This is a genomic window from Cellvibrio sp. (genome assembly GCF_046347455.1).
Classification (GTDB): Bacteria; Pseudomonadota; Gammaproteobacteria; order Pseudomonadales; family Cellvibrionaceae; genus Cellvibrio.
This window is the reverse complement of record NZ_JAXMGC010000001.1, coordinates 742,328-764,797: the sequence shown is the minus strand read 5'-3', so window position 1 is coordinate 764,797 and position 22,470 is coordinate 742,328. Positions and strand designations below refer to the sequence as shown.

At 47.9% G+C, this 22,470-nt stretch carries 22 protein-coding genes and 1 tRNA gene; 21 read left to right on the top strand and 2 right to left on the bottom strand.

What is annotated here, in order from left to right:
* The first annotated feature begins 5 nt into the window (after positions 1-5).
* The 12 genes from U1F02_RS03525 to greA all read left to right on the top strand — a co-directional run bounded on the left by U1F02_RS03525 (position 6) and on the right by greA (position 11,995).
* Entirely contained in the window at positions 6-473 is a 468-nt protein-coding gene (locus U1F02_RS03525) for a hypothetical protein (protein ID WP_409988961.1), read from the top strand.
* A 25-nt stretch (positions 474-498) separates the two neighbouring features.
* A complete protein-coding gene (gene ribBA / locus U1F02_RS03520; RefSeq protein WP_409988960.1) occupies positions 499-1,611 on the top strand; it encodes a bifunctional 3,4-dihydroxy-2-butanone-4-phosphate synthase/GTP cyclohydrolase II in 1,113 nt (370 codons plus the stop codon).
* A gap of 32 nt (positions 1,612-1,643) precedes the next feature.
* The gene (ribE, locus tag U1F02_RS03515; protein WP_409988959.1) at positions 1,644-2,114 is read left to right on the top strand and encodes a 6,7-dimethyl-8-ribityllumazine synthase; all 471 of its coding nucleotides are present in this window, start codon (positions 1,644-1,646) and stop codon (positions 2,112-2,114) included.
* Between the two features lie 99 nt (positions 2,115-2,213).
* A complete protein-coding gene (gene nusB / locus U1F02_RS03510; protein ID WP_409988958.1) occupies positions 2,214-2,678 on the top strand; it encodes a transcription antitermination factor NusB in 465 nt (154 codons plus the stop codon).
* A 26-nt stretch (positions 2,679-2,704) separates the two neighbouring features.
* A complete protein-coding gene (gene thiL, locus U1F02_RS03505; RefSeq protein WP_409988957.1) occupies positions 2,705-3,694 on the top strand; it encodes a thiamine-phosphate kinase in 990 nt (329 codons plus the stop codon).
* 8 nt (positions 3,695-3,702) lie between these two features.
* Positions 3,703-4,191 carry a phosphatidylglycerophosphatase A gene (locus U1F02_RS03500; protein WP_409988956.1) on the top strand — a complete coding sequence of 163 codons (489 nt, stop codon included), beginning with the start codon at positions 3,703-3,705 and terminating at the stop codon, positions 4,189-4,191.
* A 49-nt stretch (positions 4,192-4,240) separates the two neighbouring features.
* Positions 4,241-4,846 carry a GTP cyclohydrolase II gene (ribA, locus tag U1F02_RS03495; protein ID WP_409988955.1) on the top strand — a complete coding sequence of 202 codons (606 nt, stop codon included), beginning with the start codon at positions 4,241-4,243 and terminating at the stop codon, positions 4,844-4,846.
* Between the two features lie 29 nt (positions 4,847-4,875).
* Positions 4,876-5,682, top strand: a complete 807-nt coding sequence (gene dapB, locus U1F02_RS03490) for a 4-hydroxy-tetrahydrodipicolinate reductase (protein WP_409988954.1) — start codon at positions 4,876-4,878, stop codon at positions 5,680-5,682.
* Positions 5,683-5,703: 21 nt separating this feature from the next.
* Positions 5,704-6,657: a DUF808 domain-containing protein gene (locus U1F02_RS03485; RefSeq protein WP_409988953.1), complete on the top strand. Its 954-nt coding sequence runs from the start codon at positions 5,704-5,706 to the stop codon at positions 6,655-6,657.
* A gap of 371 nt (positions 6,658-7,028) precedes the next feature.
* Complete coding sequence (gene carA / locus U1F02_RS03480; protein ID WP_409988952.1) at positions 7,029-8,201, top strand: glutamine-hydrolyzing carbamoyl-phosphate synthase small subunit; 1,173 nt, start codon at positions 7,029-7,031, stop codon at positions 8,199-8,201.
* Between the two features lie 11 nt (positions 8,202-8,212).
* A complete protein-coding gene (gene carB, locus U1F02_RS03475) occupies positions 8,213-11,443 on the top strand; it encodes a carbamoyl-phosphate synthase large subunit (protein ID WP_409988951.1) in 3,231 nt (1,076 codons plus the stop codon).
* A gap of 72 nt (positions 11,444-11,515) precedes the next feature.
* Positions 11,516-11,995, top strand: a complete 480-nt coding sequence (greA, locus tag U1F02_RS03470) for a transcription elongation factor GreA (protein WP_409988950.1) — start codon at positions 11,516-11,518, stop codon at positions 11,993-11,995.
* 59 nt (positions 11,996-12,054) lie between these two features.
* On the opposite strand, the gene U1F02_RS03465 is transcribed toward greA, so the two are convergent.
* Positions 12,055-12,357: a YhbY family RNA-binding protein gene (locus U1F02_RS03465; protein ID WP_409988949.1), complete on the bottom strand. Its 303-nt coding sequence runs from the start codon at positions 12,355-12,357 to the stop codon at positions 12,055-12,057.
* A 281-nt stretch (positions 12,358-12,638) separates the two neighbouring features.
* On the opposite strand from U1F02_RS03465, the gene ftsH reads away from it, so the two are divergent.
* The 8 genes from ftsH to U1F02_RS03425 all read left to right on the top strand — a co-directional run bounded on the left by ftsH (position 12,639) and on the right by U1F02_RS03425 (position 20,646).
* Positions 12,639-14,549 carry an ATP-dependent zinc metalloprotease FtsH gene (ftsH, locus tag U1F02_RS03460; protein WP_409988948.1) on the top strand — a complete coding sequence of 637 codons (1,911 nt, stop codon included), beginning with the start codon at positions 12,639-12,641 and terminating at the stop codon, positions 14,547-14,549.
* Between the two features lie 84 nt (positions 14,550-14,633).
* A complete protein-coding gene (gene folP / locus U1F02_RS03455) occupies positions 14,634-15,488 on the top strand; it encodes a dihydropteroate synthase (protein ID WP_409988947.1) in 855 nt (284 codons plus the stop codon).
* 38 nt (positions 15,489-15,526) lie between these two features.
* Positions 15,527-16,864 carry a phosphoglucosamine mutase gene (gene glmM, locus U1F02_RS03450; RefSeq protein WP_409988946.1) on the top strand — a complete coding sequence of 446 codons (1,338 nt, stop codon included), beginning with the start codon at positions 15,527-15,529 and terminating at the stop codon, positions 16,862-16,864.
* A 189-nt stretch (positions 16,865-17,053) separates the two neighbouring features.
* The gene (tpiA, locus tag U1F02_RS03445; protein ID WP_409988945.1) at positions 17,054-17,815 is read left to right on the top strand and encodes a triose-phosphate isomerase; all 762 of its coding nucleotides are present in this window, start codon (positions 17,054-17,056) and stop codon (positions 17,813-17,815) included.
* A 49-nt stretch (positions 17,816-17,864) separates the two neighbouring features.
* Positions 17,865-18,242 carry a preprotein translocase subunit SecG gene (gene secG, locus U1F02_RS03440; protein WP_409988944.1) on the top strand — a complete coding sequence of 126 codons (378 nt, stop codon included), beginning with the start codon at positions 17,865-17,867 and terminating at the stop codon, positions 18,240-18,242.
* Between the two features lie 7 nt (positions 18,243-18,249).
* Positions 18,250-18,334 (top strand) — tRNA-Leu (locus U1F02_RS03435).
* A gap of 177 nt (positions 18,335-18,511) precedes the next feature.
* Entirely contained in the window at positions 18,512-19,909 is a 1,398-nt protein-coding gene (locus tag U1F02_RS03430) for an MATE family efflux transporter (RefSeq protein ID WP_409988943.1), read from the top strand.
* A gap of 5 nt (positions 19,910-19,914) precedes the next feature.
* On the top strand, positions 19,915-20,646 hold the full coding sequence (locus U1F02_RS03425) for a tRNA-uridine aminocarboxypropyltransferase (protein ID WP_409988942.1): 732 nt from the start codon (positions 19,915-19,917) through the stop codon (positions 20,644-20,646).
* A 327-nt stretch (positions 20,647-20,973) separates the two neighbouring features.
* Here U1F02_RS03425 and U1F02_RS03420 read toward each other — a convergent pair whose 3' ends face one another.
* Entirely contained in the window at positions 20,974-21,444 is a 471-nt protein-coding gene (locus U1F02_RS03420) for an Lrp/AsnC family transcriptional regulator (RefSeq protein WP_409988941.1), read from the bottom strand.
* Between the two features lie 324 nt (positions 21,445-21,768).
* Between U1F02_RS03420 and adk the strand changes: the two genes are divergently transcribed.
* The gene (adk, locus tag U1F02_RS03415) at positions 21,769-22,422 is read left to right on the top strand and encodes an adenylate kinase (protein WP_409988940.1); all 654 of its coding nucleotides are present in this window, start codon (positions 21,769-21,771) and stop codon (positions 22,420-22,422) included.
* The last annotated feature ends 48 nt before the right edge of the window (positions 22,423-22,470 follow it).

The window sequence follows — 22,470 nt, the reverse complement described above, 5'->3', positions numbered from 1 at the left end:
GGGTTTTGATTTTTGTATTGGTGTGCGTGGGTGTCTACATTTTGTGGGTGCACCCGCTGGTGACGCTGTGCGCACTGCTGTTGGTGGTCGGTAATTTTGCCTATGAACGCATTAGAGTGACCCGACATTTGAACCAATTGAAAGCTCAGCGTTTGGGTGAATCGCTTCAAGAGTTTCCCCGAGAGCGCGATTTGCGCGATATAGATACATACGTAGTTCGCGCTGTTTACGAAGAGATAAGGCTCGATTTGGCCGTACCCGATTTTCCGCTTCGCTGGAGCGATAACCTCTACACAGACCTGCTGTTAACAGCAGATGAAGTAGATGATGTGCTTCACCGAATTGCGCTCAGGGCAGGGCGATGCCTTTCGCAGACGGAGCAAAATCCTCTGTTTGGAAAAATTGTGACAGTAGGCGATTTAATCGCCTTCTTTAATCACCAACCCAAAGATCAAATGGGTATTGCAAATTAGATTGCGGAATTTTTAGAGAATGCCTATGCAGCTCAACACCATCGAAGAACTGATTGAAGATTTGCGTCACGGCAAAATGGTTATCCTGATGGATGACGAAGACCGTGAAAACGAAGGCGATTTGATTATGGTCGCCGAGCAGGTTCGCCCTGAAGACATTAATTTTATGGCGACTCATGCACGTGGATTGATTTGTTTAACGCTCACCCCGGAGCGCTGCAAACAATTGGATTTGCCGCTTATGGTGAGCGACAACAAATCCCAGCACACCACCAACTTCACCGTATCCATAGAAGCCGCTGAAGGTGTGAGTACGGGTATATCGGCGGCCGATCGTGCGCTAACGGTACGCGCGGCTGTTCGTCACGACGCCAAGCCTACAGACATCGTTCAACCCGGCCATATATTCCCACTGATGAGTCAGCCCGGCGGTGTTATGAGCCGCGCGGGTCACACCGAAGCGGGTTGTGATCTCGCACGTTTGGCCGGCTTTGAACCCGCCGCCGTGATTGTGGAAGTGATGAATGCCGACGGCAGCATGGCTCGCCGCCCGGATCTTGAGCAATTTGCCGAGCAACATGGCCTAAAAATCGGTACCATTGCCGACCTGATTCACTACCGTGCCACCAAAGAAAAAACCGTTGAGTGCATCAACACGCGCAAAGTGGAAACGCTTTACGGCGAATTTGAGCTGCGCACCTACCGCGACTTAGCGCGCGGTGATCTCCATTTTGTGATGGTGAAAGGCGAAATTAATGCGGAACCCACCTTGGTTCGCGTTCATGTGATGGATTTAGCGCGCGATATTTTGAGTTTGCAGCGTCCATCGATTGCGGGTGGAAGAGCCTGGTCCTATCAAGAAGCGCTCAAACGCGTGAATGATGAAGGCAAGGGCGTGGTGCTTTTGATTTGCCACGATGAGTCCACCAGTGAAGTAGAAGAAAGTATCGATTGGTTGTTGAGCGGTAAGCAACAGCGCCGCAGCCCGGAAGTTCTGTACAAACAAGTCGGCACTGGCTCCCAAATTCTGCGTGATTTAGGTGTTCGCAAAATGCGTGTGATGTCTGCGCCCATGCGCTACTCCGCCTTGTCCGGTTTTGATTTAGAAGTGGTTGAATACGTTTGTCCCGACGCGTAAGTGATACACAATTTATTTTAAGAGAACACACTATGAGCAACATTAAAGTTATCGAAGGCGATTTTGCAGCATCTAAAGGCAAGTACGCGTTGATTGTGAGCCGCTGGAATAGTTTTGTGGTGGAAAGTTTAAAAGAGGGCGCATTGGATACTTTGCGTCGTCACGGCATTAAAGACGAAAACGTGACAATTTATTACGCACCCGGTGCGTTTGAGTTTCCACTCGTCGCACAAAAAATTGCGGCAAAAAATGAGTTCGATGCAATCATCGCGCTCGGTGCGGTAATTCGTGGCGGTACCCCACATTTTGATTACGTTGCAGGCGAGTGCACGAAAGGTTTGGCGCAAGTGTCTTTGAATGCCGGTATTCCAATTACCTTTGGTGTGTTGACCGTTGACTCCATCGAGCAGGCTATTGAGCGCTCTGGAACTAAGGCCGGCAATAAAGGTGTTGAGGCTGCATCAACCGCGTTGGAAATGGTTTCGTTGATTGGCAATATTTAGTTAGTGCTATCGTCGGGTTGATTCATCGGCCCGACAACTTCCGTAAAACGTGTTAAATGATTGCATGGCGCAATCACTGTTCTTTTTCAGGTATACCCAATGACTTCGCAAATCCAGAAAGGCCAATTGGCCGCTACCCGCCGTATGGCTCGCCACTACGCTATGCAAGCGCTCTATCAATGGAGAATGGCCGGTTCAAGTATCAACGCAATTGAAGCTGAGTTCCGTGTTGATAACGACATGAGCAATGTGGATTTGGAATACTTCCACGAAATTTTGCACGGCGTGCCTGAGCATTTATCGGAGTTGGAAGCCGCTTTCGAACCTTTTTTGGTTGAGCGATCATTGGTTGAGTTAGATCCAGTCACTCAAGCCTTATTGCGAATGGCGACCTACGAATTGAAATTTCGTATTGATGTACCTTATAAAGTTGTCATCAACGAAGCTGTATCGCTTGCCAAAAAATTCGGCGCAGAAGACAGCCATAAATTTATCAACGGCGTCTTGGATAAAACGGCAGAAATTCTGCGCGCCATTGAAGTTAAAGCCGAACGAGGACACTAATCGCAAATTGTCATTTGCGATCGACCATGCGCGAATTTGAACTTATCCGGAAATTCTTCCAGCACGAGCAAGCAGATTTGCTGTTGGAAGAAAAAGCACAGGCTAGTGTTGTCTTGGGGATTGGTGATGATTGCGCGCTCCTGCAAATACCGACCAGCAAACAGCTCGCTATTTCTGTTGATACTCTCGTTGCGGATGTTCATTTTCCTGCTGACGCAAAACCTGACGATATAGCTGAGCGCGCCTTACGCACCAACTTAAGTGATCTCGCGGCCATGGGCGCAGAACCCTTGTGGTTTACCTTGGCTTTGACCTTGCCCAAAAATTCTGAGTACCTCAGTGAAGAGTGGTTGCGCGGTTTTAGTCGCGGCCTTTTCCGCACCGCAAATCAATACGAAATTGTGTTGGTTGGGGGTGATACAACCTCGGGTCCATTCAGCATCACCATTCAAGCCATGGGTGCGGTTGATTCGCAATATGCTTTAAGGCGCGACGGTGCCAGCGTTGGCGATTTTATTTGCGTGACGAACTACCTAGGCGATGGTGCGGCAGCCTTAGCAGTTATACAGAATGGTTTGCAGTTGGACGAAACGCACGAGCATTATCTGCGCGAGCGTTTTTATCGCCCCACACCGCGTTTAGCGGAAGTAAATTTGCTGCGTTCAATCGCCAGCTCGGCGCTCGATATTTCAGATGGATTAGTGGCAGATTTAAATCATATCTGCGAAGCCAGTGATGTGGGTGCGGTGATTGACGTAGAAAATTTGCCGCTGTCACCCGCGTTGCTTGCGCTCAATGATGTGCATCAAGCGCGCACTTGGGTGCTCAGTGGCGGCGACGATTACGAATTATGTTTTACGGTCCCTCCTGAAAAAATGCCGGAACTTGCCATGCTAATTGCGCAAGAAAAAATTAATGCGACGGTTGTTGGTGAAATCATCAGCGGCAGTGGCGTGCGCTGTGAGCTCGATGGCGAAACTTACGAATTGGATAGTCTTGGCTATCAACATTTTTAGCGAACAGAATGACAACACCCAGTTTTAAACAATTGCTCACCAATCCCAACCATTTTTTTGCGTTTGGTTTTGGCAGCGGCCTAGCGCCAAAAGCTCCGGGTACTTTTGGTACTCTCGCTGCCGTTCCTATTTATTGGTTGCTACAAGATTTGGCGTGGCCTATTTATGGCACTTGGTTAATTGTGACTTTTGCCTTAGGTATTTATTGGTGTGACCGCTCCTCAAAGCAATTAGGTGTTCACGATCACGGCGGCATAGTGTGGGATGAATTTGTCGGCTATTGGATTACCATGTTTCTTGCTCCCACTGGTTGGGTGTGGATGATACTTGGCTTTGTGTTGTTTCGTTTTTTCGACATCATCAAACCTTGGCCCATTGGATGGCTTGATCGCAAAGTGGGTGGCGGTTTAGGCATTATGATTGATGATGTGCTTGCAGGAATTTATGCCTTTGTGCTTTTGCAAGCTTGCGTATATTTTTGTCCCTATCCCATTTGATATTGTTGAAATTTAGGTTGGTGTTTTCCAACTTTACCGAGGTTAATCAGTGACAATCCGTTTTATCGAATCCTGTAAATTACCCACGCCCTTCGGCATGTTTGTGATGCACGGTTTTGAAGACGACAAAACCGAAAAAGAACATGTTGTGTTGACCATGGGCGACATCACTGGCTGCGAGCCTTTGCTCGCGCGTATTCACTCGGAATGCTTGACTGGTGATGCATTGTTTAGTTTGCGGTGCGATTGCGGCCCGCAATTGCAAGCAGCTATGCACAAAATCGGTGTGGTTGGGCGCGGTGTGATTTTTTATTTGCGTCAGGAAGGTCGTGGTATAGGTTTGATCAATAAAATTCGCGCTTATTCCTTGCAAGATTGCGGAGCTGATACTGTTGAAGCCAACGAGCAGTTGGGTTTCGGTGCAGATATGCGTGACTACAGCATCCTTAAACCCATGCTTGAACATTTAAATATAAAATCCTTGAAATTGCTAACCAACAATCCACGCAAAGTAAAAGCCTTGCAAGATATGGGAATTAACGTGGTGGAACGTATGCCGCATCAAACCGGCCGTAATCCGCACAATGCAAAATATTTGGAAACAAAGGCCGGCAAGTTAGGGCATTTGTTTAATGATTTGGATGATAACCAATAAAATTAATGTGATTCAAGAACGAGAATTTTATGACCACAAGAATTGCAATCGCCGGTGCGGCGGGTCGTATGGGCAAGGCCCTGATCGAATCAACCCATAAAAATCCTGAAACATCTCTAGCTGCCGCTATAGTCCGTCCCACAAGTTCTTTAATTGGGGTGGATGCAGGCGAGTTTGGCGGCTTGGGAAAAATCGACGTAAAAATTGTTGGTGACATAGCCTCTGTTGTAAATGAATTTGATGTACTGATTGATTTCAGTTCACCTGCCGCCACGCTGGCAAACGTAAAAATTTGCGCGGCACATAAAAAGCCAATCGTTGTTGGAACAACAGGATTTAGCGATTCCGAGAAAGCAGAGCTTTTGTCCTATCAAACGCAAATTCCATTATTGCTTTCCGCCAATTTTTCTACTGGCGTAAATTTGTGTTTCAAAATACTGGATATTGCCGCGCGAGTTTTAGGCGATGAATACGATGTTGAAGTTTACGAGGCCCATCATCGCCACAAAGTAGATTCTCCCTCTGGTACAGCAGTACGTATGGGCGAAGTCCTGGCTAATGCATTGGATCGCGATTTGAAAAAAGTTGCCGTTTATGGCCGCGAAGGTCAAATCGGCGCGCGCCCACGTGAAACTATAGGCTTTGCCACCGTACGCGGCGGCGATGTCGTGGGCGATCACACCGTCATGTTTATGGCCGATGGTGAGCGCGTTGAAATTACGCATAAAGCGTCAAGCCGTTTAGCCTTTTCAAACGGCGCTGTGCGTGCGGCAGTGTGGTTAAAAAATCAATCCTCCGGTTTATTTGATATGCAGGATATGCTGGGTTTGCGTTAAACCTTTGAACGGGAATTTGTTATGGCGGGTTCAAGCCTTCTTTTGTTGATTGATGATATAGCAGCTGTGTTGGATGACGTGGCTGTTATGACCAAAGTCGCCGCTAAAAAAACAGCAGGCGTGTTGGGAGATGATCTCGCACTCAATGCGGAGCAGGTTGCAGGTGTCCGCGCAGAACGAGAATTGCCAGTAGTCTGGGCGGTGGCTAAAGGATCATTTATCAACAAAGCCATTCTCGTTCCTGCTGCCTTGCTGATTAGCGCCTTTGTTCCTTGGTTAATCACCCCTTTGCTAATGATCGGCGGGCTTTATTTGTGTTACGAGGGGGTTGAAAAGCTCGCTCACAAGTTTTTGCACACAGATGCAGAAGAAAAAGCTGAGCATGATGCGCTGGAAGCTGCCTTGCACAATCCGCATGTCGATATGGTGGAGTACGAGAAGGAGAAAATCAAAGGCGCGGTGCGTACTGATTTTGTTCTCTCGGCTGAGATTATTGTGATCACTCTCGGCGCCGTTGCCCAAGCTGCATTTTCAGTTCAGGTTGCGGCTGTAGTGGTTGTGGCGATTCTAATGACGGTGGGTGTTTACGGATTTGTTGCCCTGATCGTCAAGCTGGATGACATGGGCTTGCACCTTCTGCAGAAGCAGGGGCAGGGCGCGTGGTTGGGGCTTCAACATAAGCTTGGTCAGGGGTTGTTGGTAACGGCGCCTAAACTGATGAAGTTCCTGTCCGTTGCTGGGACGGTAGCTATGTTTCTGGTGGGGGGTGGGATTTTGGGCCATGGGCTACCCATCTTTCATAGCATTGAGCACAGCATCCAGCATTATTATGGCGGGGTGGCTGCAACGCTAGGTAGCTCTTTGATGAGCATGGTTTTAGGTGTAGTGGCTGGAGCCATCACATTGGTTGTAGTAAATCTGGCCACCAAAATCTTCTCCAAACCCGATTCTGGGCACGGTAAGAAGACTCACTAAGCTTTCATTTCGAACCTTTATTGCGCATTTCTCGGCTTGGCCAGATTTTCCAATGGACACATGCGCCCGAGTCCCGTAGAATTCGCAGCCAGATTGCGCACGGCTCTGCCGCGCCCGGTTGCAGAATTCAAAGCGGTCTCTTTAATGGCTAGGCCGACCTACAAAAAGCGAGATGGGAGTTGATTTCATCTCGCTTTTTTACAACCTGCAACCGGCCAAATTCACCTATAACCACGACTCAAACCCGCTTTTTCGCGCCTTTTTGCTTGTGCGATTGCCTTTTTGAGCCTGAAGAAAGTGAATTTACCCTGCGCCAAGATTTTGAAAACTGTTACAGCCAACACTGTTACTAGCTTAGTCAGGAGGTTGACTTGAATACTGGGGACTCCCAACCAGGGCTTAAAAAGCCCGCACTGCTTGTTCTTGCAGACGGTAGTGTTTTTCGTGGTACCGCTATTGGTGCTGAAGGTCTTTCTGTTGGTGAGGTAGTGTTTAACACCGCCATGACCGGATATCAGGAAATCCTTACAGACCCTTCATACGCTCAGCAAATCGTTACTTTAACTTATCCCCATATCGGCAATACAGGCACCACGTCGGAAGACGCTGAATGCGACCGCGTATGGGCAACTGGCTTGGTAATTCGCGATTTACCGCTGCTGGCCAGCAACTTCCGCAACCAACAAGACCTCTCTAGCTACCTCAAAGCCCGCAATGTTCTTGGCATTGCCGACATTGATACCCGCCGCTTGACCCGCTTGTTGCGTGATAAAGGTGCTCAAAACGGTGCGATCATCGCTGGCGATGAAGCCGCTACCGAAGCGGGCCAAGCTAAAGCTCTCGCCGCTGCCAAAGCATTCGGCGGTTTGAAAGGTTTGGATCTCGCCAAAGAAGTCACTGTGAGCGAGCCCTACACTTGGGGCGAAGGCACCTGGGAGCTGGGCAAAGGTCACTCCGCTACCGGCGGTAAGAAATTCAAAGTCGTTGCATACGACTACGGTGTTAAGCGCAACATTCTGCGTATGCTAGTAGATCGCGATTGCGATTTGGTTGTAGTTCCGGCCAAGACCAGCGCTGCAGACGTGTTGGCGATGAATCCAGATGGTATTTTCCTTTCTAACGGTCCCGGCGATCCAGAGCCTTGCACCTACGCTATCGAAGCCATTAAGCAATTCCTGGAAACCGATATCCCGGTGTTCGGTATTTGCCTTGGTCATCAATTGCTGGCTCTGGCTTCAGGCGCAAAAACATTGAAAATGAAATTCGGTCATCACGGCGGCAACCATCCAGTACAAGATTTGGATACCAAACGGGTGATGATCACCGCGCAAAACCATGGCTTTGCGGTTGAAGAATCAAGCTTGCCTGCAAATTTGAGAGCGACTCACAAGTCCTTGTTCGATGGTTCTTTGCAAGGTATCCACCGCACCGATAAGCCGGCTTTCAGCTTCCAAGGTCACCCTGAAGCAAGCCCTGGCCCGCACGAAGCGGATACCCTGTTTGACCACTTTATTGAATTGATGCAAGCCCGCAAAGCGTCCTAACCGGAGCAGACATGCCAAAACGTACAGACATTAAAAGTATCTTGATCCTCGGCGCTGGCCCCATTGTTATCGGCCAGGCTTGTGAGTTCGACTACTCGGGTGCGCAAGCTTGTAAAGCCCTGCGCGAAGAGGGTTACCGCGTCATTCTGGTTAACTCCAACCCAGCTACCATCATGACCGACCCGGCCATGGCGGATGCCACTTACATTGAACCCATCGAGTGGCAAACCGTAGAAAAAATTATCGAAAAAGAACGCCCCGATGTAATTCTCCCAACCATGGGCGGCCAAACTGCTCTGAACTGTGCATTGGCGTTGGCGAAACATGGCGTGCTCGAAAAATACAACGTTGAGTTGATCGGCGCTAAAGAAGAAGCCATCAATATGGCGGAGGATCGCAATCTCTTCGACCAAGCAATGAAGCGCATCGGCCTTTCATGTGCGCGCGCAAAAATCGTTCACAGCTTGGAAGAAGCACGCGAAGCGCCAAAAGAATTTGGTTTCCCTTGCATCATTCGCCCATCATTTACCATGGGTGGTTCAGGTGGCGGTATTGCGTACAACTGGGATGAATTTGAAGAAATCTGTACGCGCGGTTTGGATTTATCGCCAACGCACGAACTATTGATCGACGAATCTTTGCTCGGCTGGAAAGAGTACGAGATGGAAGTTGTGCGTGATAAAAACGACAACTGCATTATCGTGTGTTCGATTGAAAACTTCGATCCAATGGGTGTTCACACCGGCGACTCTATTACTGTTGCGCCAGCGCAAACGCTTACCGACAAAGAATATCAAATCATGCGTAACGCCTCGATCGCGGTGCTGCGTGAAATTGGTGTGGAAACTGGCGGTTCAAACGTACAGTTCGCGGTGAATCCGGTTGATGGCCGCATGGTTGTTATCGAGATGAACCCGCGTGTGTCGCGTTCATCTGCACTTGCATCAAAAGCAACTGGCTTCCCCATTGCAAAAATCGCTGCGAAATTAGCTGTTGGTTACACGCTCGACGAATTGAAAAATGATATTACTGGTGGTGCAACTCCAGCATCATTTGAACCGTCTATTGATTACGTTGTAACGAAAGTTCCGCGCTTCACTTTCGAAAAATTCGGCGAAGCAGATGCACGCTTAACCACGCAAATGAAATCTGTGGGTGAAGTTATGGCAATTGGTCGTAGCTTCCAGGAATCTTTGCAAAAAGCATTGCGCGGTTTGGAAGTAGGTTCTGCCGGTTTCGAATCCAAAGTAGACATCACCAGCGAAGAAGGCGTTGCACGTGTTCGTCGCGAACTCGCAACTCCGGGCGCTGAGCGTATCTGGTACGTGGGCGATGCATTCCGCATGGGCATGAGCGTTGAAGACGTTTTCAATCTTTCAAAAATCGACCCATGGTTCCTTGTGCAAATCGAGGAATTAATTGCCATGGAGCAAGCCTTACGCGGCAAATCTTTGGCTAACTTCAACGCAGAGAGTTTGTTTGCTTACAAGCGCAAAGGTTTCTCTGACAAGCGTTTGGCCTTGTTGCTCGGTGTGACTGAAAAAGAAGTGCGTCATTACCGTCAAGGGTTGAATGTTCGCCCTGTATATAAGCGTGTAGATACTTGCGCCGCAGAATTCGCGACTTCAACTGCTTACATGTATTCCTCGTACGAAGAAGAATGTGAAGCTAACCCAAGCGACAAGAAAAAGATTTTGGTCATTGGCGGTGGCCCAAACCGTATCGGTCAGGGTATTGAATTCGATTACTGTTGTGTGCACGCAGCACTCGCCATGCGCGAAGACGGTTACGAAACCATTATGGTGAACTGTAACCCTGAAACTGTTTCAACAGATTATGATACTTCCGACCGCTTGTTCTTTGAGCCAGTGACTTTGGAAGACGTATTGGAAATTGTTCACAAAGAAAAACCTGTTGGCGTAATTGTTCAATTCGGTGGTCAAACACCATTGAAATTATCACGCGCTTTGGAAGCGGAAGGCGTACCGATTATTGGAACCAGCCCTGATGCAATTGACCGTGCAGAAGATCGCGAACGCTTCCAGCAAATGATCGAAAAGTTAGGCCTGTTGCAACCGCCAAACGCGATTGTTCGTTCCTTGGAAGAAGCATTGGTTGCAGCGGATCGTGTGGGTTACCCGTTAGTTGTTCGTCCGTCTTACGTGTTGGGCGGCCGCGCAATGGAAATCGTTTATAAAGAAGATGAGTTGCGCACTTATATGCGCACAGCGGTACAAGTGTCGGAAGATGCGCCTGTGTTGCTCGACCACTTCTTGAACGCCGCAATTGAAGTGGATATAGATTCGGTGTCAGACGGTCAGCAAGTTGTGATCGGCGGCATCATGCAACATATCGAACAATGTGGTGTCCACTCAGGTGACTCTGCGTGTTCATTGCCTCCATATTCTTTGCCAACCGACGTGCAAAACGAAATGCGCGAGCAAGTTAAGAAAATGGCGATCGAATTGGGTGTGATTGGTTTGATGAATACCCAACTCGCTTATCAAGATGGCAAAATTTATGTGATCGAAGTGAACCCTCGCGCGTCGCGTACTGTTCCCTTCGTCTCAAAATGTATTGGTGTATCTCTCGCGAAAGTGGCTGCACGTTGCCAAGCAGGAACATCTTTAGCGGAACAAGGTTTTACCAAAGAAATTATCCCAACCTACTACAGCGTGAAAGAAGCGGTATTCCCGTTCAATAAATTCCCTGCAGTAGACCCAATCCTCGGCCCGGAAATGAAATCTACCGGTGAAGTAATGGGCGTAGGTGATAGCTTCGGTGAAGCTTACGGTAAATCACAATTGGGCGCGAACAACCGCATCCCGACATCAGGCACAGCATTTTTGAGCGTGCGTGATATGGATAAAGATGGCATTGTGAGTGTTGGTAAAGATTTAACCGAGCTTGGCTTTAAACTGGTTGCAACGCGCGGTACTGCTAGCATTTTGCAGAACGCCGGTTTGACTGTTCAGGTGGTAAATAAAGTTCAGGAAGGTCGTCCACACATTGTTGATATGATCAAAAACGATGAAATCGATCTGATTTTAAATACAGTGGAAGGTCGTCAGGCAACACGGGATTCTGCGTCGATTCGTCGCAACGCAGAAAATCATCGCGTGTACTACAACACGACTTTGGCTGCTGGTCTTGCAGTGTGTACTGCGCTGAAAAATCGCGACAAGATTGAAGTGCGTCGCTTGCAAGATTTACATCAGCAGGTAAAAGCCCAGCAAAGTTAATTGGTTTTTGCATACATTTATTTGCAACAAAAGGCCTGTTCATCAGGCCTTTGTACTTAAAGGAAAGACGAAATGAGCACTAAGTTTCCAATGACAGCACTTGGCGCGGAAAAATTAGCAGCCGAGTTAGAAGACCTGAAAAAAGTACAACGCCCCCGCATTGTGAATGCCATCGCTGAAGCGCGCGCCCACGGTGATTTAAAAGAGAACGCTGAGTATTCTGCTGCGCGCGAACAACAAAGTTTTTGCGAAGGCCGTATCCAAGAAATTGAAGGCAAGCTCAGCAATGCACAAATCATTGATGTCACCAAAATCCCCCATACCGGTAAAGTTATATTCGGTGCTACAGTGACCATTATCAATGTAGAAACCGATCAATCTGTGACCTACCAAATCGTGGGTGATGACGAAGCAGAAATCAAAGCCAACAAAATTTCCGTTAACTCGCCCATTGCGCGCGCGTTAATCGGAAAAGAAGAAGGCGATGTGGTCGTCGTAAAAGCGCCAGGCGGTGAAGTGGAATATGAAATCGACAAGGTTGAGCATATTTAACCTTCGGTGCAATAAAAAAGCCGCCAGTTTGGCGGCTTTTTTATTGAGCGATTAAATGTTTATCTATGTAAATTCGACAGTTTAGGGTTAGCTTTTTTATTAGCGCGATAGAGAATAACTACTTTGCCAATTTCCTGAATTAGTTCAACATTTGGCAAAGCGACAAGTTCGGCTACCAAAGCTTTGCGGTCTTCGCGGTCTGCTACGCCCAGTTTGATTTTGATGAGTTCATGATCATCCAATGCGCGATTGAGCTCCAACAGAACGCCTTCGCTTAACCCATTACCTGCAATGGTGACGATTGGATTAAGTTTGTGGCCGATGGTACGAAATGATTTTTTGCGTTCTGCACTGATGGGCATAGTACTACCTTAGGGGATATAAACGAGAAGGGCGGTATTGTAGCCCAGTCGTTGGTTCAGGGCTAATGCGATGGGTCGGTAAAGCAGGTTTTAGTTTGCTTTGGCGGTGCCTTGCCCGTAATTAGCTGCTAAAGTTAAGTTTAACCAACCGCGTTAAGCCTAACCCCTTGCATTTAGGGTTTTGCCCCCCAATTAGTAGAAAAGTACGTAAAGAGAAGTTGGAAGTCTGTTTGCTGCAAAGCGCCGTTATAGATGTTTAATGCTTATATGAGGATCTCTCCTTGAACGATATCACCAAGAACCTCCTGATTTGGCTCGTTATTCTCGTAGTCGTTATCAGTGTGTTCCAAAATTTCAGCAGAGCCCCGAGTAGCGATACCATCAGCTATTCCGAGTTTATTAAGGCCGTGAAAGATGAGCGGGTTCAAGAGGTTATTATTGATCCTACCAGCATTGAAGGCGTCTATACGGATCGCACAACCTTCAAGGCGGTTCGCCCGCAAACTCAAGATCCCAAATTGTTAGAAGATCTCTACAACCATGGTGTATCCATTAAAGGTCGGGAAGTCGAGCAACCGAGCTTCCTCTATCAGTTGTTCCTCGCTTGCGCACCTGTTCTGATTATTCTGGGTGTGTTTTGGTTCTTTATGCGTCAAATGCAAGGCGGTGGTGGCGGCAAAGGCGGCCCTATGAGCTTTGGTAAAAGCAAGGCTCGTCTATTGGGTGAAGACCAGATCAAAACAACCTTTGCCGATGTGGCTGGCGTAGATGAAGCTAAAGAAGAAGTTCAGGAGCTCGTACAGTTTCTGCGCGACCCTTCCAAGTTTCAGCGCTTGGGCGGCATGATTCCACGCGGCGTGTTGATGGTTGGCCCACCAGGTACTGGTAAAACCTTGTTGGCAAAAGCTATTGCCGGCGAAGCTAAGGTGCCTTTCTTTTCAATCTCCGGATCAGATTTCGTTGAAATGTTCGTTGGTGTTGGCGCGAGCCGCGTACGTGACATGTTCGACCAAGCTAAGAAGCAAGCGCCTTGCATTATCTTTATCGACGAAATTGATGCTGTGGGTCGCCACCGCGGCGGCGGTCATGGCGGTGGTCATGACGAGCGCGAACAAACGCTCAACCAATTGCTTGTTGAAATGGACGGTTTTGAAGGCAATGACGGCGTCATCATTATTGCTGCGACTAACCGCGCTGACGTGTTGGACAAAGCCCTGTTGCGTCCCGGCCGTTTTGACCGTCAAGTATACGTAGGTTTGCCGGACATTCGTGGTCGCGAGCAAATTCTGAAAGTTCACATGCGTAAAGTTCCCTTGGATGAGCGTGTAAGTGCATCTGTAATCGCACGCGGTACGCCCGGTTTCTCTGGTGCTGAGTTGGCCAATCTTGTCAACGAAGCCGCCTTGATGGCTGCTCGTGGCAATAAGCGTTTGGTAACTATGGAAGACTTTGAAAAAGCGCGCGACAAAATCATGATGGGTGCCGAGCGCAAGTCTATGGTGATGAGCGAGAAGGAAAAGGAAAATACTGCATATCACGAAGCTGGGCACGCGATTATCGGTTGTTTGGTTCCTGAGCACGACCCGGTTCATAAGGTGACGATCATTCCTCGCGGCGGTGCTTTGGGTGTGACTCAATACTTGCCCGAAGAGGACAAATACAGTTGGAGTAAGCGTTCGCTCGAATCGCGTTTGTGCACCTTGTTTGGTGGTCGTATCGCAGAAGAAATGACTTTAGGTGTGGACGGTGTGACGACCGGTGCGTCGAACGATATCGAACGTGCAACCAGTATGGCGCGCAGTATGGTAACCAAGTGGGGGCTGTCAGCCAAACTAGGACCTTTGCACTACGGTGAAGAAGAGGGTGCCTATCCTGGCATGTCTACGCAGCAATATTCCGGAGAAACGTCGCGTCAAATCGATGAAGAGGTTCGCCGTATCATTGACGAATGTTACGCTCGCGCCAAGAAGATCTTGGAGGATAACCGCGATGTATTGGAAACCATGAAAGACGCGCTCATGGAGTACGAAACCATCGACGCAGAACAAGTGGCAGACTTGATGGCGCGCCGTAAAGTTCGTCCTCCGCGCGAATGGAATGATGATGATTTCAACAGCCATTTGCGTAACAAAGATTCTGGCGATTCTGGTGAGCAAGCAGGTCCGATCGGTGGTCCAGCGAATACTCACTAATTAGTTCGAATTTCGTTTCCTAAACCCCGAGCCTGCTCGGGGTTATTTTTTTGTATTTTTATATTTATTAGCGATAGGCATTTTATGAAGTTACAGTGCGCTGCCCACACACTGGATTTGTCCACCCCTAAGATTATGGGCATTCTCAATATCACTCCAGATTCGTTTTCGGATGGTGGTAGTTATCTCAAAGATGGCAAAACTTCACTCGATTTGGTTTTAAATCGCGCCGAAAAAATGTTGGCGGAGGGGGCTGATATTTTGGATGTTGGCGGCGAATCCACGCGCCCCGGCGCAGCCCCTGTATCTGAACAGGAAGAATTGGATCGCGTAATCCCTGTTGTCGAAGCTTTGGCTGAAAAGTTGGGCGCTTTGGTTTCTGTCGATACGAGCACCGCGGCTGTTATCCGTGAGTCTGCTCAAAAAGGCGCTGGGATTATTAATGATGTTCGCGCATTGATGCGTGAAGGTGCCTTAGAGGAAGCCGCTTTGACGGGTTTGCCTGTTTGCCTTATGCACATGCAAGGTCAGCCGCAAACCATGCAGCAAGCCCCACAGTATGACGATGTGGTTACGGAAGTAGCATCCTTTCTTCAAGCGCGGATCTCCGCTTGTAAAGCGGCAGGTATTGCTCAAGATCGCATTTTAATTGATCCGGGGTTTGGCTTTGGCAAAACTCTCGCGCATAATCTCGCGCTTTTGGCGCGCCTGCCTGAATTATCAATCTTGGGCGCCCCGATTTTGGTGGGCTTGTCTCGAAAATCCCTGTTGGGTCAGCTTTTAAATCGTGATGTTGATGAGCGTTTGGCCGGTAGTTTGGCCTTGGCACTAGCGGCGGCGGAGCGTGGTGCAGCGATTGTTCGTGTTCACGATGTGGCTGCCACCAAAGATGTTTTACAGGTCTATCATTCAATAAAAAATGCGATGGCTTCATCGTAAACGCAATACAATTTTTGTTTTTAGTGGAGTAAGGATTCATGGCACGCAAATATTTCGGTACAGACGGCATTCGTGGTTTGGTAGGCGAAGCGCCTATTACACCGGATTTTATGTTGAAGTTAGGTTGGGCGGCCGGCCGCGTGCTTATGGATCGTTTCGACGGTTCTAACATGATCCTTATCGGCAAAGACACGCGCATTTCTGGCTATATGTTTGAATCTGCGCTACAGGCCGGTCTCATCAATGCCGGTGTGGACGTAGGTTTGCTTGGCCCTATGCCGACACCGGGTGTTGCTTATCTGACCCGTACTTTTCAAGCGCAAGCGGGGATAGTAATCAGCGCCTCCCACAATAGCTATGTGGATAACGGCATTAAATTTTTCGGCGGCAACGGTACGAAATTGCCTGATGAGCTTGAGCTACTTATCGAAGAAGAACTGGATAAGCCAATGGTCACTGCCGAAAAGCTCGGTAAAGCGCGTCGTATTGGCGATGCATCTGGTCGATACATCGAATTCTGTAAAGGCACCATGCCGTGGGGCTTCAATCTTAAGGGGCTCCAGATTGTGCTCGACTGTGCGCACGGCGCAACCTACAACATAGCACCGGATGTGTTTAGCGAATTAGGCGCAAAAATTATCCCCATGTTTGTGGAGCCAAATGGTACTAACATCAATCGCAGCTGCGGTTCGACCAAGCCTGAAGCTTTGCAAGAGAAAGTCATCGAAGTGGGTGCAGATCTGGGTATTGCTTTCGATGGCGACGGTGACCGAGTTGTATTTGTGGATCACAAGGGCGAGATCGTTGATGGTGACGAATTGCTTTTTATCATCGCCAAATACCAGCAAGAATACACCGGTGGTTGCGATGGTGTTGTTGGAACCTTGATGAGCAACTTCGGTTTTGAACTGGGCCTTAAAAAGTTGGGTATTCCTTTCGCCCGCGCCAAAGTCGGCGACCGTTATGTAATTGAGATGATGCGCCAAAACGGTTGGCGTTTAGGTGGCGAGAACTCTGGTCATATCGTCTGCAGTAATGTAACAACAACCGGCGATGGCATTATCTCTGCACTTCAAGTGTTGTTGGCGATTACAACCTACGGTGAATCGCTGAATAAGATCAAAAAAGGCATGAACAAGTTGCCCCAGGTAATGATTAACGTGCACATGGCAAAGCGCGTTGATTTGAGTACAGATGCAGCCGTTCAAGCCGCCGTTAAAGCAACGGAAGACAAACTGGCGGGCACCGGCCGTGTTTTATTGCGCCCATCGGGTACTGAACCTGTGGTACGCGTCATGGTTGAAGGTGAGGACAAAAAGTTGGTCAAAGAACTCGCGCAGGAGTTGGCCGCTACCGTTGAGCAGGCCTTGAGCTGAGTAAGCTTTGAAGTCGCTCATAAAAACTACCCAAGGTAAGTATCGGGATTAAAAATCGAACTGCGTTGTTCAAAATTTGACTCCCGATCTCCATAAAACCGATAAAAATCAGGGTGTAAGCTAAGATTAGGTTGTATGTTCAAGTCATCTTAGCTACCATGAGCGCCCGCTTTGGGGGAGGTATTGCTGTTGAACAAAACCAGTAACGCCAAGCGTCGCCAACTTGTAGTTGGCAACTGGAAAATGAATGGAAATCAGCAGTTAAATGCTGAGTTGTTAGCCAAAGTGGTAGCTGGCTGGCAAGGTGAACACCAAGCTGAAGTTGTTGTGTGTCCACCAAGTCCTTATTTACTGCCAGCGTTTGAAAAGATTTCTGGCTCATCCATTATGTTGGGTGCGCAAAACCTGAGTCAGTATGATTCGGGTGCTTATACCGGTGAGGTATCGGCGCAAATGTTGGCAGAATTGCATTGCAAATTTGTAATTATTGGTCACAATGAGCGCCGCCGTTTGCAGGGTGAAACTGATGAGCAAGTTGCTCAGAAATTCATGGCTGCACAGCGCGCAAGTTTGATTCCCATTCTTTGTGTTGGTGAATCATCGGCGCAGCGTGAGCAGGGCCGGCACCTTGATGTCATCGGTGCGCAATTAAAGGCGGTTTGCTCGCAAGTTGGTTGTGATGTGTTTGCCAATGCAGTTGTTGCTTACGAGCCTGTTTGGGCAGTAGGAACCGGTAAAACTGCAACACCGCAACAAGCTGAAGAAGTTCACCGTTTCATTCGCAGTCAGCTGGGTGAAGTGGCAGAAACAGTAAGAATTTTGTACGGTGGCAGCGTTAAAGCCAGTAATGCAGAGCAGTTGTTCGCAATACCGGATATTGACGGTGCTTTACTCGGCGGAGCTTCCTTGGACGCCGACGAGTTTTTGAAAATTTGTAAAGCTGCTGATTAATTTTAAAAAGTTACATCAGCAAAAATGATACTTATCAAGAGATCCAGCAATGGAAAAGTTAGTATTAATTGTTCACTCAATTTCGGCACTTGTAATTATTGTGCTGATTTTGTTGCAACAAGGTAAGGGTGCCGCAACCGGTGCTTCATTCGGTTCAGGTGCATCACAAACGGTATTTGGTAGTGATGGTGGTGGTAGTTTCTTTACGCGCGCTACTGCAATCTTCGCAACCATATTTTTTGTATTGAGCCTTACGCTTGCTGTAATGGCAAAAAATCATTCTAAAGTAGCTGTTCAAGGCATCCCTGCTGTTCCAGCGGCTGCGCAACCAGCGCAAGCGCCAGCAAATACTGATGTTCCTGCAGCGCAAAACCAAGCTGCTCCAGCAGCGAGCGATGTTCCTACTACCACGGAGCAAAGCAAGTAAGAGTTAAGCCCGAGTGGTGGAATTGGTAGACACGCTATGTTGAGGTCGTAGTGGCGTAAGCTGTGCCGGTTCGAGTCCGGCCTCGGGTACCAAATGCAAGTCCGATATTTTTGTTTTGTTATGTAAAATATCATTTAAAAACCCGTCCTTAATTTACATTAGGGGCGGGTTTTTTGTGTCTGTGAGATTTCCCCATTTTTCGATTTTCTCGCGCTGGCGAGTTGAGCTGTATTTCGTTTTAAATCACTTTATTCATTTCTGAGTTTTTCATGTCTGACGTTTCCGCTTCCCCAAATAAATCCCCCGAACCAACAACAACTGCGGCGCAATCTAAAGGTTTGTGGGGAATGGCTCGCCCGCTTCTTGTTGAGCAGGCATTGCAATTAAGTGTCCCTGTTTTGGATACATTTTTTCTCAGCCGTATTAGCGATTCCGCAGCGGCCGGTGCAGGTGCCATGACACCGGTTATTTTTTTCTGCGTAAATATTTTATGGGTAACCGTTTTTTCCGGTTCAAGTATTGCGAGCCAACGCTTAGGTGCGGGTGATCGTGAAAAAACCCTAGCAACTATCGGAACCTACACGACTTGGATTCTGGTTCTAGGTTGTTTGCTCGGCATATTGCTTTATTCAGCATCGCCAATGATTTGCTCATTGATGGGGTTACCCGGACAAATTCATGCAGATGCAGTTACCTATATCCAGGCCATCTCCATGATTATGTTTGTATGGGCCTTGAAGATGGTTTTTCAAACCATTCTGAATATTTTTGGTTTGCCGCAGTGGAATATGTTGGCGAACATTGTGTTTTCTATCTGCAATATTTTGTTTTGTTCTGCTGTTGTGTTTCAGTGGTTTGGTTTGCCTGCCTACGGAATTGTCGGCGTTGCCTACGCGAGCGTGTTTGCCGCTGTTATCGGTGTACTCGTTAGTGGATTCTTTGTATTTACCCGGCTCGATTTAACTTTGAGTTGGAATAGTTTTGTTAAAGAGTTTCGCCCTGCGTCTCGCCATACTTTGCGTATTGCATTGCCCAGCATGATTGAGCCTATGTCGTTTGATTTAAATATGATGGTGCTTAACGGTTTTGCTGCGTCGTTAGGTGCTGCTGCACTAGCGGCAAAAATTTATACGTTCAACACATTTTTGATTGGCCTCGTGATTACCTTGGCATTGACCATGGCGACTGAAATTTTGGTGTGTCAGTTTGTAGGCGCGGGCGCGTATGAAAAAGCGGCACGCCAGCTGCGTCAAAGTTTAAAGGCGGCGCTCTGGGGATCCGCTGTGGTTGTGATTCTGCTACTCGCTTTTCATCACCCCATTATGGATATTTACACCGATGATGAATGGGTAATCAATGCATCTTTTTGGTTGTTTTTATTAGCTGCCTTATCTGAACCGCCGCGTGCAATTAACGTTATGGTTGGTGGTGTGCTTCGCGCGACGGGTGACGGTTTGTTGATTTCTATTATTGGCCCCTTGTTCACGTGGATTGTCGCCATTCCCGCTGCCTATGTCATGGCGTTTGTATTCGGTTGGGGAATATTCGGCATTATGCTGGCCGCTATTCTTGATGAAGGCGTTCGCTCCTATTTTTATTGGCGACGTTGGAATGCGAACAAATGGCACCACACGCACGTATATGCACTTGAGTCCAAAGCGATCTAGCTAATATGGGTGATGTAAAAAACCAATTTCAACTACTTCGTGAACGTTGCCTGGCTGATTCAACGAGAGAATTTCTAGCGCGAGGCAAATCAGTGATTCGCTGTGATTCTTGCCAGCTTGCGGCCTTCGCGTGCATTTGTCAGTGGCAGCCGAAGCTCGAATCGCAGGTTGAGTTTGTTTTGCTGCTACACCGTAATGAAGTATTTAAACCGACGAATACGGGGCGATTAATTGCTGATTTATTGCCGTCAAAAACTCATGCTTTTTGTTGGAGTAGGACGGAACCGGATCGAGCCTTGATAGAATTATTGGCGGACGAAAACCGCCAATGCTTTATCGTTTTTCCGGCAGATACGCCGGGCGCAAAAAATAAATCGCGCGCAGTATTTTCCGAAATTCGGCAAAGTTCAAAAATAAATACGTTCATTCTTTTGGATGCGACTTGGAAGCAAAGTGGCCGCATGTTTCACTTAAGTCGCTGGCTTGAAAATATTCCTTGTGTTTCTCTGCCCCAAGGCGCGTTGCGTGGTTATGCAGTTCGCAAATCCCATCAGGATGATTATTTGTCTACCGCCGAAGCGGCTGCTTTATGTTTGCAATTAGCGGGAGAGTTAAAAAACAGCGAGATATTGCTCGATTATTTTCAATTATTTAACGAACATTATTTAGCCACGCGCGGCAGTCATCCGCCTGTCATGACTGAGCTTCACGAGCGTTTGGCCTTGCTTAAAAATTAATTTTCGTTCTGGCGATAAAGGTTTATATCGCTCACAGAGTGGAGAATGTCCTCACTCATCTGTAGCCAATTTCCTACAAAAAATAGCGCCATTTGCGACTATCCCGAACCCCCTGTTTCCCTGAAAATGGCGTCAACAAGGAGGTCGTCAAGGAAGTTCAGTTGACCAAGAAGGGTCAAGGGAAGCGACTAATTTGTCGGGCGGTTAGGGATGGTTAGTTTTCGCAAGGGAGTGATAAAAAATACGTCCCCAACGAAGCCCGATGTGATCGGGCTTCGTACTTTACGGTCTAATGCGTGGTTACGGTTTAGCGCGGTTTGGTACAGTTTAGATAGGCAGCTGCGTTGTGTATTTAATCTGCTTCAACGAAAAGGTTGAATGAATGCTGCCGACGTTGGGCAATGTTAATAAGGTTTTGCGCAAGAGCTGTTCGTATTCTTCCACGCTGTTGATCACTATCTGTAAAATATAATCCTTATCACCGCTGGTGGAATAGCACTCAACGATCTCGGGGATTGACTGAACGGCGGCTTCAAATGCGCTCAGGGCTTCTTCATCGTGGTTCTTGGCGGTCACAAAGGCGTGTACGCGTACGCCCAAGTCTATTTTCTTGGCATCCAACAGGGTTACTTTGCCACGGATAACGCCCTCAGTTTCCAGTCTTTTCAGGCGACGCCAGCAGGGTGTGTGGGATAATCCAATAAGGTTACCTAAATCTGCCATAGAGAAATCGGCGTTTTCCTGAAGTGCGCGTAAAATCTTGCGGTCGTATTCGTCGAGTTCTACTTTGGAAACCATTATTTTTACCCGTCAATTGTCATTATGGGCGCGATTGTAGGATGAAAATTCCTCCTACACAATGTAAAGAGGACAAATTTAAATCAATCGCTTTCGCCGTGCCCCATTATTAAACACAGGTGTTACCGCGCCTCCATACCCGTGTATAAAGTCCCCCATCTACCTTTATAAGACCGCCTTTGGGTTGTGATTGGACGGCTGGCCGTGTATCGTAACGCCTTTTTTGACCAGCACTTTTTGTGCGCGCGTTGGCATTTACCAGTTGGTTCCTCAGAGGCTTGAAGGCGCTGTTGGCACCCGTATATTTTTGAGGAGCAATCCGTAATGAGAGTGATTTTGTTAGGCGCACCTGGTGCAGGTAAGGGTACTCAGGCGCAGCTGATCATGGAGAAGTTTGGCATTCCGCAAATTTCTACCGGGGATATGTTACGCGCAGCCGTAAAAGCTGGAACTCCTTTAGGTTTACAAGCCAAAGGTATTATGGAAGCGGGTGGTTTGGTTTCCGACGATCTCATTATCGCCTTGGTAAAAGAAAGAATTCTTCAGAGCGACTGTAACAACGGTTTCTTGTTTGATGGTTTCCCTCGCACGATTCCGCAAGCGGAAGCTCTTTTGGATGCTGGTGTAAGCATTGATCACGTAATTGAAATCGACGTAGCGGACGAAGAAATTGTTGCACGTTTGAGCGGTCGCCGTGTTCACGAGGCGTCAGGTCGTGTTTATCACATTCTTCACAATGCACCGAAAGTAGAAGGTCACGACGACATTACCGGTGAGCCTCTTGTACAGCGTCCTGACGATCAGGAAGACACTGTGCGCAAACGTTTAAATGTTTATCACGCGCAAACCAAACCCTTGGTTGGTTTCTACCAAAACCTTGCGGCAAGCGGTACGAAAAATGCGCCTAAATACACGCGCATTGACGGTGTAGGTAGTGTTGATTCTATTGGCAAACAATTACTCAGCGTATTGAGCTAAGGTTTCCGAATTTGTAACAATGAATAGGCTCCCAGTGAGCCTATTTTT